Genomic DNA, 15,573 nt, shown 5'->3' with positions numbered 1-15,573 from the left:
TTCCAGCCGCATGACATGCGGCCAAAAGATGTTCATTTTGTCAAGCTATAATCGCCTGTTCCCTTGCAAGGACTGTTATACGATTTATTTGTTTAAATGAAAAGGAACAGTCGTTACAATAACGTCTTTGTAATTGATCAAATAAGCTCTCATCAGCAGGCTGGTCTGGTTGTGCAAAATATTTTCCCACCAGTGCTTCGTAATGAATTGCGGAATAAGGACGGTAATATGATCTTCGTCCGCTTTTTTCCACTCCACCGTATCAATGAACTTGCGAAGCGGATTGATAATGCTCCGATAACGGGATTTCAGCACCACCAATCGGATACCTACATCCCACTCTTCCCATTTTTGCTCCATCTTGCAGATCGCTTCATCATCAACACCTACATATACAGCAATCACATTATCCGACAAGGTCTTGGCATAGCTGATGGTATTCATCACGACCCGTGTAATACCAGCTACCGGAATAATGATTGTATTGCCTTTGACCATAGGCTTATCCTTCGTAATGTCGATCCGCAGCTGTTCAGCCGTATTTTTGTAATGTCTTTCGATCTTCATAAAGAAATACAGAACCAGAGGCAGGAAGATAAACACCATCCACACCTGACTAAACTTGGTGAAAATAAAGATAAGCGTAATGGACAGCGTGGTCAGCATTCCAATGGTATTAATAGCAAGCTTGACGACCCAGCCTGACGGCTTGAGACGAATCCAGCGAATCATCATTCCCAGTTGGGAAAGCGTAAACGGAATAAATACCCCTACAGCATAAAGCGGAATCAGATTTACCGTATTTCCGCCAAATACGATGACCAGCAATGCCGAGAAAATACTCAGAAACAGAATACCGTTCGAGTAACCAAGCCGATCTCCGCGAACCATGAACATATGCGGCATGTATTTATCTTTGGCCAGCATAAATGCGAGCAACGGAAAGGCCGAATAAGCTGTATTCGCCGCCAAAAACAAGATTAACGCCGTCACGCCTTGAATGATGTAATACATCACACCGCGCCCGAAAGTGGCGTTCGCAATTTGCGAAATGACCGTTTCATGCGGATTAGGACGAACACCGTACCAATAAGCCAGCAGGCTGATTCCGATAAACATACACCCGAGAATCAAGCCCATCATCATCAGCGTAGTTGCCGCATTTTTGGCAGCAGGCTTGCGGAAGTTCGGAATGGCATTCGAGACAGCCTCTACCCCGGTTAACGCCGAGCAACCTGAGCTGAACGCCTTCAGCAGCAGAAACAGACTGACGTTGGATACCGTAGCTCCAAATTGCGGTGCCGCAGCGTGGGCTCCTCCTGCCACGTAATGGATGATACCGCTAATAATCAGAACAAAAATGGCAACAACAAATAAGTAAATCGGTACAGCCAGCACCGAGGCGGATTCTGTCACCCCGCGCAAGTTCATAATGGTCAAAAAGATGATCATGATCAGTGCAATCGCAATCCGATGATCATGCAATGATGGGAACGCCGATGTAATAGCATCTGTACCCGCCGACGAGCTGACTGCTACCGTCAAAATATAATCGACCAGCAAAGAGCCGCCTGCAATCAGACTCGGAGCCTTTCCCAAATTGTCCTGTGCAACAATGTATGCTCCCCCGCCACCAGGATAGGAAAAAATGGTCTGTCTATAGGACAGGATCAGAATGATCAGCAACCCCAATACCGCGATGGATATAGGAATGGAGTACCATAGGGCAGCGAAGCCCGCTGTAATTAAAACTAACAAAATTTGCTCTGTTCCGTAAGCTACAGAGGACAACGCATCCGAGGACAGAATGGCTAGAGCCTTGAGCTTGTTTAGTTTCTCCTCTTCAAGGGCCGTCGACTTTCGAGGACGACCGATTAGTAGTCTTTTGACTTTACTCAGCATTTCGTTAACTCCTTCTTGGATAGGGGTTTTGCAGAAGAACTTTGGATCGTATGTTTATTATGTCACCTGCACATCAGATTGATGAAACAAATGAACTATTATTTTATACCCCCTCATCCTGAAAAAAACAATAAGGAATGCTTCCTATAATGAGCATTCCCGAGTAAGAAAGAGTATTTCGATAAAATACCCTTATAAATACAATAATTTGAACCTTTCAGGGGTAATTCCTTCGGCCTTGCGGAAAGTCGCCACAAAATGACTGACATCACGGAACCCTACCCGCTCGGCGATCTCTTTTACCGTTAAGTGCGGGAATTCAGTCATCATCTCCTTAGCCTTTCGCAGACGTATGACGATCAGATATGCGTAAGAGGTCACACCGAATGCCTGCTTGAACAACGTATTCAAATGACGGGCGCTGACATTCATCATCACCGCCATATCGGACAGGCCGATATCCGGACTGGCATAATTTTGTTCCATAAAAGCCAGCACAGGCCCCAAACGTTCTACATTATGAGACAAGGAAGGCATAGAACTGTATTGACCATGTTTGCGCAGCAAAGTTAGAAAGCGGTACATATTGGCCGAAGCGTCCAGCCCCGATAAATCCCGTTCACTCGCCATAGAATGAAGCATACTTTCTCCGAAGCTGTCCAGTTCACTATGGGCGTCCCAATGATACCCGCGCGTATGCTTCAATCCGAGTTCGGTCAGCACAGCAGCGGCTATCGGTCCGTCAAACGTAATGTACAGCGTTCGCCATACTTTCGTTGCACGGCTGTATACATGGGACTCGCCCGGCAACAGCAGGACTCCGGCATGTTCTCCCAAACGGAAAGAGCCCCCCTTGAACGTGAATACCCCTTCCCCGGACACCGTCTGAATCCAGTGAAAGCAGGGATACCCCTCCGGCCGGGATACATCCTCCTGCCTGCTGTTAAATCCGATACTTTCGATAAAAAGCGGTAAAGAATGCTCACGCGTAGTCAGAAAAAATCGCAAATGATGGGGAGTTAAAATCATAAAAAATCACCTCCAGCGCACGTGGTTATGTATTCCTTAATGCAGATCCATATTGTTATATCCATGTTCATTTTATTATATTTAAAAGCATTTACTTGTATTATAAGATAGAATTATTATTATATATAGAGGTGATTGGCATGATAAGCGGTAAACTGCCTAAAGTATTTTACGGCGGAGATTACAATCCTGAGCAATGGGATGACACCACACATCAGGAGGACTTACGGATGTTCCGGCTGGCAGGAATTGATATCGCCACAGTCAACGTATTTTCCTGGGCCAAAATTCAGTCGGATGAAATCACATATCATTTTGAATGGTTGGATCAATTCATCGGCAGTTTATATAAAAGCGGTATCTTTGTGTGTCTTGCCACCAGCACTGCGGCTCACCCTGCCTGGATGGCAACCCGATATCCGGATATTCTCCGGGTCGATGCCGACGGGCGTAAACGAAAATTTGGCGGACGCCACAATTCCTGTCCGAACAGTCCCACCTACCGCAAATATGCTGAGAGCATGGCTGACCGACTGGCAGAACGCTACAAAAATCATCCTGCGATCCTCGTGTGGCACGTGTCCAATGAGTACGGCGGGGATTGCTATTGTGATAACTGTGCTGCTGCATTCCGAGTGTGGCTCAAACAAAAATATGGAACACTGGAAGAAGTGAACCAGGTATGGAATACTTCGTTCTGGGGACACACCTTCTATGATTGGGATGAAATTGTACCCCCAAATAATCTGAGCGAGCATTGGGGCGAAAACCACTCTACCTTTCAGGGCATTTCCCTTGATTACGCGCGCTTTAATTCAGACAGTATGCTGGAATGCTATTTGCTGGAGTATAACGCGATCAAAAAGCATATCCCCAAAGCTGTCATAACGACCAATCTGATGGGCTTTTTCAAACAACTGGACTATTTCAAATGGGCAAAGCACATGGATATTGTGTCTTGGGACAGCTATCCGCGGGCTAATACCCCACCGAGCTATACCGCGATGGCCCACGATCTGATGCGCGGCCTTAAGGATGGGCAGCCGTTTATGCTGATGGAGCAAACACCGAGCCAGCAAAACTGGCAAGCGTACAATTCGCTCAAGCGGCCTGGTGTCATGCGGTTATGGAGTTACCAGTCGGTAGCGCATGGCGCGGACACGGTCATGTTCTTCCAGCTTCGCCGTTCCATCGGAGCCTGTGAGAAATTCCACGGGGCTGTGATTGAGCATGCCGGTCATGAGAATACACGTGTATTCCGGGAGGTGGCACAGCTCGGCAGCGAGCTTGGCACATTAGGTAATACGCTGCTGGATGCCACCGTGAACGCAAAAGTAGCCATTTTGTTCGATTGGGATAATTGGTGGGCATTGGAAAAATCAAGCGGTCCTTCTGTAGCACTGAATTACGTCGATCAGGTGCATAAATACTATGCCGCCCTCTTCCGCCGTAACGTCCAGGTAGACTTGATTTCCGTGGAATCAGATTTCCAGAAATATGATCTCATTATCGCGCCTGTACTCTACATGGTCAAGCCGGGTACAGCGGAAAAACTGGAACAATTTACTGAACATGGCGGCACCTTTGTCACCACCTTTTTCAGCGGAATTGTGAATGAAAACGATCTGGTCACAACTGGAGGATATCCGGGTAAGCTGCGTAAGCTTCTCGGAGTTTGGGTAGAAGAAATTGACGCGCTTCTGCCGGAGTCACGCAATCGGATCGTATTGAAGGAACAGGTGGGAGCATTACAAGGGGAATATGAATGTGGCTTACTCTGCGACCTGCTGCATAGCGAAGGTGCCGAGGTGCTAGCGGAGTATGGCGATGATTTTTATCAGGGAATGCCCGTACTAACACGCAATCGTTTTGGTCAAGGTGAAGCATGGTATGTGGCTTCGGACCCTGAAGAAGCTTTCCTGGACGGTCTGCTGGGCTATATTTGTGAGGAAAAAGGGATTCTGTCCTTGCTGCGTGCTCCTGCGGGTGTGGAGGCCAGCGTTCGCTCCAAGGATGGAAAATCGTATTTGTTCATCTTGAACCATAACGCCGAGAAACAGAATTATCATCTGAATGAACAAAAAGGACATGAGCTGCTCAGCGGCGAATTCCTGGAAGGAGATGTTACCATCGGAGGCTATGGCTTTCAGGTGCTGGAATTATCATAAATATTTAATACCTCACATTATCGTTCACTTTACGGTATAAGTGCAATTCAGGTATCAAAGGAGTTCATCATGAAACGACTGCTATGGATTGGCAGCTTGTCTTATTTTCTAATTGGCCTGGCGCACGTGGTTGTAGGGTCTCTGCTGCCCGTGCTGCTGGAGCACTATGGACGGAATTATACGGAGGGCGGAAGTCTGATCTTCGCCCAATTTTCCGGTTTTCTGGTTGGCGTCCTGCTGTCGCCATGGCTTGCGCGGCAGTTTGGCAAACGCCGGACGCTTGTATTCGCCTTGCTGCTGCTGTGTGCGGCGGAAGTGCTTTATTCACTGCTGCCCCCATGGGGTTGGCTATATGCCATCGGAGCGGTAGCTGGCTTTGGCTTCGGCATGGTGGAAGCGGTCATCGGAACCATCGTGATTAGCGGTATTACCGAAGGAACGGGCGCGGCGATGAGCCGTCTGGAGGTCTTTTTCGGAATCGGCGCGTTAGCTATGCCTGCGGTTGCCAGCCAGTTGATCGCCCTTGGCTGGTGGCGTTTGGCCTTCCCTGTCATCTCCGTCTGTGCGGCGGTGGCAGTCGTAGCCTGGCTGCGGGGATCCTTCGGCAAGCTGGATGCTGTATTGGACGAATATGGACGTCCCGGGGAAAGGCATACGCATTCCGTCTCGGCCCCACATTCTTCATCGAAGGGAGCTTCTAAAGTAAGCACTGCGGGAAATTGGCGGCTGCTGGCACTATTTATCATCTTTTTCTTTATCTATGTAGGGACAGAAATGAGCCTTGCCAATTTCCTACCTTCTATGTTCATTGAACGGCTGGGCCTTTCCCAAGCCGAGGCGGCACTCAGTGTTACCTGCTTCTGGCTGGCAATGGCGGCCGGGCGACTGTTCGCAGGAAACATTGCCGACCGGTACGGCTATGGTATCTTTGTTGCCCTTAGCTCGCTTGCTGCGACCATGCTACTCTGCATGTTCCCGCTGGTCAAGGGAACTGCTGGTGCCTTTGTGCTTATCGCGATGCTAGGGCTAGGCATGTCCGGTATCTTTTCAATCGCACTCGTCTTTGCCAGCAAGATGATGCCCGGCACAGAAGAATCCACAACCAGCCTGCTTATTGGCGCAGGTGGAGTCGGGGGCGCTCTGTTGCCATTATGGCTCGGACACAGCATGGATCGCGGCGGGGCTGTCGCTTCAGCCTGGTTACTGGCAGGCTTCGCCTGTACCTTGTGCATGCTTGGCGGCATCCTGTACGCTATATACATGCGCAAAAAGCGGCTTCAAACTGCTTCATAATTACGGCACGCTTCTTCTGACGCCTTCAGCTGTTCCTTGGTGTGAACCAAGGTAACAGCCGGGGGCGCTATTTTTATATAACTAGATGAATGCACCTGTACAAATACCCATTTTTATCCAAAAATAGATCATTGCCTATCAACCACAGGACAGATGTCCATGCCTGCCTTGGATGAATGGAGTAGTATACAACAAATCGATATGGAGGTGTTTGTATTGGGTCGTCCCGAATTGAAACGAAAGAAAGGCCGTAAAAAAGACGTTTTTATCCGCTCTTGGTTTAGTAAAAAACGTCCGAAGAGAAAATGCCATTCGAAACGAAAGTGCTTTTGCAAAGAAATCGTCGTCAGAAAGCAAATCGTCCGTGTAAATATACCTCAAAATGTTTTAGGTATAACAGGCGCAGCTGGAGCTATAGGTGCAGCAGGTAACGTAGGTGCAGCAGGTAACGTAGGTGCAGCGGGCGCTGTGGGTACTGCTGGAGCCGTCGGAACTGCCGGAAATGTGGGGGCTGCTGGAAATGTCGGGGCTGCTGGAAATGTCGGGGCTGCCGGAAATGTGGGCGCAGCAGGCGCTGTAGGTACTGCGGGCACCGTTGGGGCTGCCGGAAATGTAGGCGCAGCGGGCGCTGTGGGCACTGCGGGCGCAGTTGGAGCTGCGGGTGCGGTAGGACCAGCAGGCCCCGTAGGTCCTGCGGGGATTCCAGGGGCAGTCGGTCCAGCAGGTCCTGCGGGCATTGCAGGGGCAGTCGGTCCAGCAGGTCCTGCGGGCGTTGCAGGGGCAGTCGGCCCAGCAGGTCCTGCGGGTGCGGTAGGTGCCACTGGGGCTACGGGTACCGCAGGAGCAACGGGGGCCACCGGGGCGACGGGAGCTACAGGAACCGCAGGTGGAATAGCTCAGTTTGGTTATATCTACAACTTAGGATCCCGAGTCGTTCCAATAGAAGCGGATGTCATTTTCGATACGAACGGTATACTTACACCTGGAATTACCCATGCTCCCGGCACTACGCAGATTGCAGTTACCGATGCGGGGAACTATGAAGTTAACTTTTCAGTATCGGGTGTAGAGCCAGGCCAATTTGCCATATTTATCAATGGCACTCTGGCAGCAGGAACCATATACGGCTCAGGAGCTGGTACGCAGCAAAACACAGGGCAGGCCATCCTCGCTCTAGCATCCGGTGATGTCATTACCCTGCGAAATCATAGCTCTGCCGCTGCGGTTACCCTGCAAACCTTGGCTGGAGGTACCCAAGCCAACGTAAACGCTTCTGTCGTTATCAAAAAATTAAGTTAGACATGGATACATCCGGTTTAACATATGGCTGACCTGCTCATCTGCTAATATCAAACACCAGTTTGTTTCCGCTTGGATCAATGACAGAAAATCCATTCAGCTCTCCATAGGTTGCATGGCCGTCAAGCGTGCTTTTTAGCTTCCACAAAGATCCATCGCCAGAAAGCAGCATTATAATTTCCTTAACCCCTGTCGCATGAGCGGAAGGATAGGGGTTACCTTCTCCATTCCATACATTGCCGCCAATATGGTGATGATCCCCGCCTGCGGGCACAAATTACACGGTATCAAGCTTTTCCGTACCTGAGGGCAGCTTTCCATCTGTTACAATGTCACCCAACCGACCCGTGCTTCCGGGTGAATCTGAAATTCCTGCGTATGACTTCGTTTGTACTCGTACGTGTCATATTTTCTCCCTGCTCCATATTATTCATAGTATTTCAATGTGTTTTTCAGCATGTCAAAAAGGCTTACACCAACTCAGGCTCGAATTGGCATAAACCTTGATTTAATAAGAGAGTACCCTTCACTCCAATAGCTTAAAACGCCATAATAATTCCTTTGTCATTAGCATACATCGAACTGATTCCTCTGGTGGGCACAATCAGAATATCCTTAAATTGATATCGGTTCTTCAACGCATTCACCAGTTTCTCCGCAAGCCCGGGATTATTACAGTGGGTAATCACAATGCTTTCCCCCTCCGTAGCCCGACCACTTTTTTCGATCGTATCTGCCAGCTTTTCAATGATTTGATTTTGACCACGCGCTTGGGTAAACAATGCGATATTTCCGTCACTGTCTGAACCCAGAATGGGTCTGATATGCAGGAATGAAAGTATCTTTCCCGTAATTTTATTCATTCGTCCGTTCTTCACCAAATTGTCCAGATTCTCTAGCACAAAATAGGTTTTCATCTTCGTGATAAAGCTTTCCAGGGAAGAAATAATCTCTCCTTTATGATACCCCTCGTCGATCAGCTTGCGTAATTTTAGAGCTAACAATATTTGTCCAGCCGACGCGCTTTTCGAATCGAATACATGAACATCAGCCCCTTCTTCCTCCGCCATATCCTTACCAACCAATGCACTTGAATACGAACTGGACAGATTGCTGGATATTGTAATGGCAAAAGAAGTATGCTCACCTTGAAAGGCTTCCTTATACAGCATAGGTGACGGTGAAGCCGATCCGATCTTGGTTGTACAGGCTTTCATTTCTTCCATAAACTGAGGTAAATCTAGTGTTTCATCATCTACAAAGCATTTTTCTCCCAATGTCATGTTTAACGGGATCATCGTGATTTTCATTTCTTCTCTAAGCTCTGTTGTTAAGTCACAACAGCTATCCGCTATTATTTTATACCTCATCCTGTACACCCTCACATTATGTTATTTTTCAGTAGATTCCGCATTCATAATACGAATGGAAAGCTCGATCAATCGTATAAATTCCCTGACATTGTCCTCACCCAGATCCCCTACCAGCGCTTCAAAATAGCCTTCAATTCTCTCTTGTTTCTGTTTAATCAGGAAGGCACCTTCTGGTGTGAGCCTTACACACATTCGTCGTCTGTCATGCTCGGACATTTCCATGGTCACATAGCCTTTTTTTCTTAAGGTCGTAAGCGCTGCCGTAATTCTCGATCTGGATACATGCAGGTGGTCACTGAGTAAGGATGGATTAATTTCATCATCTCGATGCTGAACTAAATATTGAAGCACATGGTTTTCCCCTTGGACAAGCTCCGTCAGGCTGCTGAATAATTCCATGTCATAAATCCGGTTAACGGATTCTCTCAAATCGTCCCTTAATTCATAATCTTTCATAGTGAACCTCCGCAAAACACATAATACATACAGTTAACTATTAATACTATGTACTATAATCAATTGCTGACGATAATAATAATGAATTATTTGTGAATTTTAATACAAGGATTATGAGAACTCAGTGTATAATAAGAAAAAAAACATGCTGGTCACCTCTTGCCTGTTACGATAAAGGAGTTGTTACATGAGATGAAACCTTTTACTCTTCGCCAATCCCAAAATTCCGATGTTGAAACCATAGCTCATTTACGGGCCATTGTACTGCGTAACGATTTAACCAGGTTAGGAAGATTTGATGAAGAAAAAGTTCGTCAACGCTTCCGTGATGCATTCGACTCTATCCATACCTGGATCATCGAAATAGACTCTTCTTTTGTTGGCTGCGTAGCTTTTAAACCGACGTTTGACGGTTATTTATTGGAGCATTTTTATATTCACCCCAATCACCAAGGTAAAGGGGTCGGAAGTCAAGTATTAAGAAATCTACTTGAACAAAATGATGTAAAAGGAAAACGTGTAACCTTAAATGTCCTGCAAGGAAGCTCTGCCAGACGTCTTTATGAACGGTTTGGTTTTAAAGTTGAAAGTGAGGATCCTATTGACGTTTACATGTCCTTAATCGTAGAGGGACATTCCAAAACCGTCGAAGGATATTAGCATCTATATAAACTGAACTTAAAAGTTTCATGTAGTGCCACTGCGCATTCGAAGCCAGCTTATATAGAAGAAAAGGCCAACCAGTAAATGCTGGTTGACCTCATCATTTGAAGACTGCCGTACATTTCTTAACGGTAAGAACAGCCTTTTAATGTGATAATATTGTTTCGTTATAACACTGATTTGACGGTGTCTTGTACCTGCTTCAACAGTCCTTTATAGCCATCTTCATCAAGGTAGCCGATACTTCCAAGCAGCAAGTGACCGACGGATTCAATTCCAACGAAATCAAAAATTCCCGTATCTGATGTGATCTTCAATCCTGCGGTCATACCGATTTCATCGTAGATAACGTTGGGAGTACCGTGTGTATTCACAATAAAACCTCTTTTACCTGTAAGAAGCTTATTAATCCCTTCTGGACCAGACGTATATGCAAAACCGTATGCAAATACACGATCAACGTAACCTTTCAGGATAGCAGGAAGACCTGTCCACCAAATGGGAGAAATAAAAGTAATCGTATCCGATTGTGAGATGTATTCCTGCTCCACTTTGATATCAGCCGGAGTTTGCCCCGCTCTCATAGCAGCAGTATCCTCAGGTTTTAATACGGGTTGAAAATCAAGAGCATATAGATCGCGTACAACGACTTCGTCACCTTTTTCTTTCAAGGTATTTATAACAGTTTCCAGTATCGCATGATTAAAACTTTCAGCGTTAGAGTGAGCATAGATGATAAGATGTTTCATTTCAATAACCTCCAAATGTTTTATTGTTATTTGGGCAATCATATAGATATCTATACATTTATTCAAAAAAATTTTAAAATCTGTTTTTCACATGTTCCAGCAGATATTCCAGTTGTTCTTTTTCTTCGTCTTTGAGACCACCATAAAGGGTTTCTTTTAATCTTTTGGAGATCGCCTCAAATACAGGCTCCAGCTCTTTCCCTTTATTGGTCAGATATATCAGGGTAACTCTGCTATCCTCCCTTTCTTTTTTTCTTTCGACATACCCCAGCTTCACTAGCTTGTCGATTAAAACTGTAACTGTTGGCTGCTGACGAGAAATTTTTTGCGTCAATTCCTTAATGGAAAGCCCATCCTTTTGATAGAGGAACATTAATATTCCACCATGGGTAGGAACAATCCCTTCAACTCCATATGATTCGAGCTCAGTCACAATCAATTTATTGATCGAGTCTCTGATCGTTGCTATCAGTGCGGCTGCGTTATTTTTTAACATACAAGCATTATTACATAGACATCTATATATATCAAATGTTTTTTTGTTAGTCTGATCTGGTTTTAAGTTTAACGTATGAATGATTCAAGTTGCCCTTTCCTTTTGCTTTATAAAATAAGGCTTTTTTCGTAATTTTTTTTGTTTTGCGTAAATTTATAAAGGTATATTCTTGTCTATTAAAAATGATCTTGGTATAATTTACCTATGGATAGAAGCAAAGGGGTTGAGTTTAGATGAATGCAACTGATTTAATAATTTTAAATTTTGAAGAAATTAGACGTAGAAGTATAAAAGTATGGAAAGCTATACCCGAAGAAATGTTAAATTGGAAACCTGATGAAGACGCTCTTACTTGTGCTGAAATGATTAGACATTTATTACAAGCTGAGTTTCTTTTTCACCAAGTTCTTATAGGGAGAGGTGGTAAAGCTCTATCTAATTTGTTTAATCCCTTTGAAGCAAAAGAATTCACATCAGTAGAAGATGAACTTGAATTTTCACAGCCTTATCGTGAGGAATTCTTGAAATATATTAAAACAATTAGTATAAACGACTTAGAAAATATAGAAATAGACCTTCTTGATGCAGGTGGCTATGTTAAAAAACTTGGGGATATGCTATTACGCATTGCTTACCACGAATCTGTTCACACAGGTCAGTTGTTAGACTATATGAGAACAATGGGAATTGAACGTCCTAAGATATGGGATTGATAGTTGAGAACGCTGTATCTGTGCATAACAAAGCAGATGGGTGAATATACTCACCGATCACAGCGTCGATTTCTTCGGCTTTAACACGCCTTGTTCCTGCATTGAACTCTTCATATACATCTTTCCACATCCTCGAACGCAACCTTAAACCCTATTATATCAACCTTTTAAAAGTATGGTCAAAAAAGCAACAATCTATGTGAAAACAGCCTAAAATAAAAAAAGGCAGTTCCCAGTGTTCTTCGATGATGTCCTGGGACAGCCCTTATATAACAAATTAACTGCAGCATTTATTTAAAGAATTTTCTTAAACATCTCGATAACTTGTTCTTTGGTAGGTATGAACGGATTGCCCGGTGCGCAAGCATTATACTTTAAAGGTTATTTCATAAATTAGGGGAAGGCCAGCTTCCCCATTACGGTAGGGCGTTCCGCTCCAGTGGCGGAAGGCAGATTATTGCAGAGACCGTGCATAAAATCGTTGCCGAGCAGCGCGAAAATAACCGCTTCTTTGGCATCGTCGCTCACTCCGAACGCCCCCGAAGTCAGCACCTTCTGCTCCGGCAGCAGTTGCTCCAGCATTGCCAGCAGCGTGCGGTTATGCGCGCCTCCGCCGCTGACGATCACTTCATCCACCCGGCACGCCGGGAACACATGGCGGCGGTAGCCGTCGGCGATCGTCCGGGCGGTAAAGGCGGTGGCAGTCGCCACCATATCCGCTCCGCCAAGCCCACGCTGCCGGGCCGCATCGACGAACTGCCGGGCATAGTCTTTGCCGAATATTTCCCGGCCGGTGGACTTCGGCGGCTTTCGGGCGAAGTAGGGATGCTCCAGCATTTCCGATACCAGCGTCCCGTCGGGCTGGCCCTGCGATGCCCAGGCCCCGTCCTCGTCGTAGGACAAGCGGCCATCCGTCAGCAGGTGCACCACCTGATCAATAACCATGTTGCCGGGACCGGTATCGAACGCGAAGACCTGTTCGGGAGTACACGAAGGCGGCAATACGGTGCAGTTGCCGATGCCCCCGATATTCTGGAGCAGTCGTCCTTTTTCGGAATGCCGGAAGAGGATCAGGTCGCCGTACGGAACCAGCGGCGCTCCCTGGCCGCCGACGGCCATGTCAGCCGGACGGAAGTCCCCAACAACGTACCGGCCCGTTCGTTTGGCCAGCACGGACAAATCTCCAAGCTGCAAGGTGGAACGGAGCAGATGGGGATCATGGTCGGCTTTTTCCGGGATATGCCAAACGGTCTGTCCATGGGAGCTGATCAAGTCGATCTCTCCCATCTCCATTCCGGCACCGCGCACCGCCTCAATTGCCGCTTCGGCAAACCGTTCGGCCAAATAGACATTCATGCCGCATACCAGCTCTACCGATGAATGCTCCACGGTGCACAGCGACTTGAGCCGCTCGCGGAGCGCAGCTTCATAAGGCACGCTGTGATAATGCAGCAGCTTCACCCGCGCACCCATTCCGCAGCCTTCAATAGACACCACTGCGGCATCAATGCCGTCCAGCGAGGTGCCGGACATCAGGCCGACTACGGTGGCGTTTGTTTTGTTCCAGAACGGGCCGATCATAGGCGTATTCCCCACCCCGCCGGATAAGCGGAACCCAGCGAGACCGGCAGCTGCCCGCGGAAAGGAATTTCTCCGAGCAGCGCTTTGGCCGCGCTCTCCAGCGCGAGCGGACGGCCCTCGTAAACAGCGGCATAGACCTGCACTCCCGGCATGACGAGCAGGTCATACGGATTGCGCAGCGCGACGACGGCCAGTGGTTTGCCAAGCGCCTGCAATGCTTCGGCCAGCTTGGCCTGCGCGGGATTAAACCCGGCGTTGTAGGTGCCAAGCACAATCTGCCCGATTTCCTCCGCAGCGGCTGCGGCCAGCAGTTCCGCACTGTACTGTGCGAATTGGCTGGCCTGAATGACGCGGTCTTCGCAATCCAGGCCGCGCTTGCCCAGCGCCGCGCCAAGTCCGGGACTAGGCGCGAAGGACTCATCGACCTGCGTGGCAACCATCGGAGCAGCCGTAATCGCCAGCGTACGCAGCCGCCGCAGCGGCAGCACCGGCGCATCGTTGCGAACCAGCGTCACGCTGGCTTCGCTGATCCGCCGCGCCACCTCCAGGTGCGCTGCGATTCCGCAGCGTGCCAGGCCGGATAGCGCCTGGCCTGCTGCGCCGGCGGCGGCTTCGCCTGCACCGGCAGCCGTGCCGCCGCCCCCAAGCAAGCCACGCTTCGCCTTCAGCGCCAGCAGCCGACGCACTGACGCATCGAGGCGCGCCTCGCTCAGCTGGCCCTCCTCCACCGCTCGGCCGATCGCCGCGATAGCGGCAAGCTGGCGGTCGACGCGGTGGCTGATCAGGATCATATCCGCGCCCGCTTCAATCGCCATTACGGATGCTTCCACTGTTCCGTAATATTCGGCGATCGCATTCATTTCCATACAATCGGTCATAATGATACCTTCAAAACCAAGCTCCTCGCGCAGCAGTCCGGTCAATACCGTCTTCGATAGGGTGACGGGCAGCTTCTCTGGCTCCAGCGCCGGAAAATAAATATGCGCCGACATCATGGCATCCACCCCTTCGGCGATCGCCCGTCTGAACGGCACCAATTCTACCTGCTCCATCCGTGTCCGGTCATGCGGTACCGTCGGCAGATCCAGATGGGAATCGACGGCGGTATCGCCATGGCCGGGGAAATGCTTCGCCGTAGCGGCAACACCGGCATCCTGGAACCCGCGCAGCGTTGCCGCTCCGAAATCGGCCACGCGCTGCGGCGACTCCCCGAAGGAGCGAACTCCAATTACCGGATTGTCCGCATTATTGTTGACATCCATCACCGGAGCATAGTTGAAATTAATGCCCATTGCTGCCAGCTCGCTGCCGCTGACAAAAGCGGCCTCATAAGCATCGGCTTCCGACCCCGCCGCGGCAATTGCCATTCCACCGGGCATCAAGGCAACACCCTTGGTAATCCGCGCCACCATGCCGCCTTCCTGGTCAATGGATATAAAAAGCGGCGGCGTCCCTCCCTCCAGAGCCGCACGCTGCAGCGACGCCGTCAGCTGCGCCACCTGCTCCGGCGACTCCACATTGCGGGCGAAATATATAATTCCTCCGATTTTGCCGGTTGCGACAAGCTCCCGGACCTCATCCGTCAGGGCAGTTCCTTTAAAACCGCACATTAACATTTGGCCGATTTTGTCCGCAAGGCTCATGCCAGCGAGAATCGCATCGGGATCATCCCCCGGCCCCCCAGTATTGCGCAAATCCATATTCACCGCCGCTCCTCCCTTAGCTTCAATAATATCGTTCAGTCTCAATTCTTAATATCGCCCAGTCTTTGGCCCCCGCATTATTACGCAAACATTTGCTGCCTGAATCAGCTGGCCGTCTGCCTAACATCATCGGACAGATTGTGCCCGC

The 15,573-nt window shown here is 48.5% G+C and carries 13 protein-coding genes and 1 pseudogene; 5 read left to right on the top strand and 9 right to left on the bottom strand.

Annotation, left to right across the window (positions count from 1 at the left end; translation table 11 throughout):
* Positions 1–84: 84 nt before the first annotated feature.
* Together AC0WRU_RS09490 and AC0WRU_RS09485 are read right to left on the bottom strand one after the other, a co-directional pair.
* On the bottom strand, positions 85–1,902 hold the full coding sequence (locus tag AC0WRU_RS09490) for an APC family permease (protein WP_025686331.1): 1,818 nt from the start codon (positions 1,900–1,902) through the stop codon (positions 85–87).
* A gap of 192 nt (positions 1,903–2,094) precedes the next feature.
* Positions 2,095–2,931, bottom strand: coding sequence for a helix-turn-helix domain-containing protein (locus tag AC0WRU_RS09485; protein WP_476128105.1), 837 nt, complete (start codon positions 2,929–2,931; stop codon positions 2,095–2,097).
* Positions 2,932–3,071: 140 nt separating this feature from the next.
* Here AC0WRU_RS09485 and AC0WRU_RS09480 point away from each other — a divergent pair, with 140 nt between their 5' ends.
* The 3 genes from AC0WRU_RS09480 to AC0WRU_RS09470 all read left to right on the top strand — a co-directional run bounded on the left by AC0WRU_RS09480 (position 3,072) and on the right by AC0WRU_RS09470 (position 7,691).
* Positions 3,072–5,099 (top strand): beta-galactosidase, encoded by a 2,028-nt coding sequence (locus AC0WRU_RS09480; protein ID WP_476128104.1) that lies wholly within the window; start codon positions 3,072–3,074, stop codon positions 5,097–5,099.
* 69 nt (positions 5,100–5,168) lie between these two features.
* Positions 5,169–6,392, top strand: coding sequence for an MFS transporter (locus AC0WRU_RS09475; protein WP_476128103.1), 1,224 nt, complete (start codon positions 5,169–5,171; stop codon positions 6,390–6,392).
* 504 nt (positions 6,393–6,896) lie between these two features.
* Entirely contained in the window at positions 6,897–7,691 is a 795-nt protein-coding gene (locus AC0WRU_RS09470) for a BclA C-terminal domain-containing protein (RefSeq protein ID WP_476128608.1), read from the top strand.
* 180 nt (positions 7,692–7,871) lie between these two features.
* On the opposite strand, the pseudogene AC0WRU_RS09465 reads toward AC0WRU_RS09470, so the two are convergent.
* The 3 genes and pseudogenes from AC0WRU_RS09465 to AC0WRU_RS09455 form a co-directional block, all read right to left on the bottom strand.
* A pseudogene (locus AC0WRU_RS09465) lies at positions 7,872–7,968 on the bottom strand (VOC family protein); the annotation flags it as partial.
* Positions 7,969–8,230: 262 nt separating this feature from the next.
* Complete coding sequence (locus tag AC0WRU_RS09460; RefSeq protein WP_476128102.1) at positions 8,231–9,061, bottom strand: DegV family protein; 831 nt, start codon at positions 9,059–9,061, stop codon at positions 8,231–8,233.
* A 21-nt stretch (positions 9,062–9,082) separates the two neighbouring features.
* Positions 9,083–9,520: a MarR family winged helix-turn-helix transcriptional regulator gene (locus AC0WRU_RS09455; protein ID WP_476128101.1), complete on the bottom strand. Its 438-nt coding sequence runs from the start codon at positions 9,518–9,520 to the stop codon at positions 9,083–9,085.
* 192 nt (positions 9,521–9,712) lie between these two features.
* Between AC0WRU_RS09455 and AC0WRU_RS09450 the strand changes: the two genes are divergently transcribed.
* Positions 9,713–10,180 carry a GNAT family N-acetyltransferase gene (locus tag AC0WRU_RS09450; protein WP_476128100.1) on the top strand — a complete coding sequence of 156 codons (468 nt, stop codon included), beginning with the start codon at positions 9,713–9,715 and terminating at the stop codon, positions 10,178–10,180.
* A gap of 170 nt (positions 10,181–10,350) precedes the next feature.
* Here AC0WRU_RS09450 and AC0WRU_RS09445 read toward each other — a convergent pair whose 3' ends face one another.
* Together AC0WRU_RS09445 and AC0WRU_RS09440 are read right to left on the bottom strand one after the other, a co-directional pair.
* On the bottom strand, positions 10,351–10,932 hold the full coding sequence (locus AC0WRU_RS09445) for an NAD(P)H-dependent oxidoreductase (RefSeq protein ID WP_476128099.1): 582 nt from the start codon (positions 10,930–10,932) through the stop codon (positions 10,351–10,353).
* Positions 10,933–11,005: 73 nt separating this feature from the next.
* The gene (locus tag AC0WRU_RS09440; protein ID WP_476128098.1) at positions 11,006–11,428 is read right to left on the bottom strand and encodes a MarR family winged helix-turn-helix transcriptional regulator; all 423 of its coding nucleotides are present in this window, start codon (positions 11,426–11,428) and stop codon (positions 11,006–11,008) included.
* 233 nt (positions 11,429–11,661) lie between these two features.
* Between AC0WRU_RS09440 and AC0WRU_RS09435 the strand changes: the two genes are divergently transcribed.
* Complete coding sequence (locus AC0WRU_RS09435) at positions 11,662–12,141, top strand: DinB family protein (RefSeq protein ID WP_025686320.1); 480 nt, start codon at positions 11,662–11,664, stop codon at positions 12,139–12,141.
* Positions 12,142–12,534: 393 nt separating this feature from the next.
* On the opposite strand, the gene AC0WRU_RS09430 is transcribed toward AC0WRU_RS09435, so the two are convergent.
* Both AC0WRU_RS09430 and nagZ read right to left on the bottom strand, forming a co-directional pair.
* Positions 12,535–13,722, bottom strand: coding sequence for an anhydro-N-acetylmuramic acid kinase (locus AC0WRU_RS09430; protein ID WP_476128097.1), 1,188 nt, complete (start codon positions 13,720–13,722; stop codon positions 12,535–12,537).
* Positions 13,719–15,470, bottom strand: a complete 1,752-nt coding sequence (gene nagZ / locus AC0WRU_RS09425; protein ID WP_476128096.1) for a beta-N-acetylhexosaminidase — start codon at positions 15,468–15,470, stop codon at positions 13,719–13,721. The genes AC0WRU_RS09430 and nagZ overlap by 4 nt, the downstream gene beginning before the upstream one ends.
* Between the last annotated feature and the right edge of the window lie 103 nt (positions 15,471–15,573).

Source organism: Paenibacillus sp. 1-8 (assembly GCF_056316205.1).
Note: the sequence above shows the minus strand (reverse complement) of the source record. Positions and strands in the feature narration are given on the sequence as shown.

Excerpts from the sequence above, each read along its gene's own strand:
- AC0WRU_RS09490 (WP_025686331.1), bottom strand. The coding sequence starts at position 1,902 with ATGCTGAGTAAAGTCAAAAGACTACTAATCGGTCGTCCTCGAAAGTCG.
- AC0WRU_RS09485 (WP_476128105.1), bottom strand. The coding sequence starts at position 2,931 with ATGATTTTAACTCCCCATCATTTGCGATTTTTTCTGACTACGCGTGAG.
- AC0WRU_RS09480 (WP_476128104.1), top strand. The coding sequence starts at position 3,072 with ATGATAAGCGGTAAACTGCCTAAAGTATTTTACGGCGGAGATTACAAT.
- AC0WRU_RS09475 (WP_476128103.1), top strand. The coding sequence starts at position 5,169 with ATGAAACGACTGCTATGGATTGGCAGCTTGTCTTATTTTCTAATTGGC.
- AC0WRU_RS09460 (WP_476128102.1), bottom strand. The coding sequence starts at position 9,061 with ATGAGGTATAAAATAATAGCGGATAGCTGTTGTGACTTAACAACAGAG.
- AC0WRU_RS09455 (WP_476128101.1), bottom strand. The coding sequence starts at position 9,520 with ATGAAAGATTATGAATTAAGGGACGATTTGAGAGAATCCGTTAACCGG.
- AC0WRU_RS09450 (WP_476128100.1), top strand. The coding sequence starts at position 9,713 with ATGAAACCTTTTACTCTTCGCCAATCCCAAAATTCCGATGTTGAAACC.
- AC0WRU_RS09445 (WP_476128099.1), bottom strand. The coding sequence starts at position 10,932 with ATGAAACATCTTATCATCTATGCTCACTCTAACGCTGAAAGTTTTAAT.
- AC0WRU_RS09440 (WP_476128098.1), bottom strand. The coding sequence starts at position 11,428 with ATGTTAAAAAATAACGCAGCCGCACTGATAGCAACGATCAGAGACTCG.
- AC0WRU_RS09435 (WP_025686320.1), top strand. The coding sequence starts at position 11,662 with ATGAATGCAACTGATTTAATAATTTTAAATTTTGAAGAAATTAGACGT.
- AC0WRU_RS09430 (WP_476128097.1), bottom strand. The coding sequence starts at position 13,722 with ATGATCGGCCCGTTCTGGAACAAAACAAACGCCACCGTAGTCGGCCTG.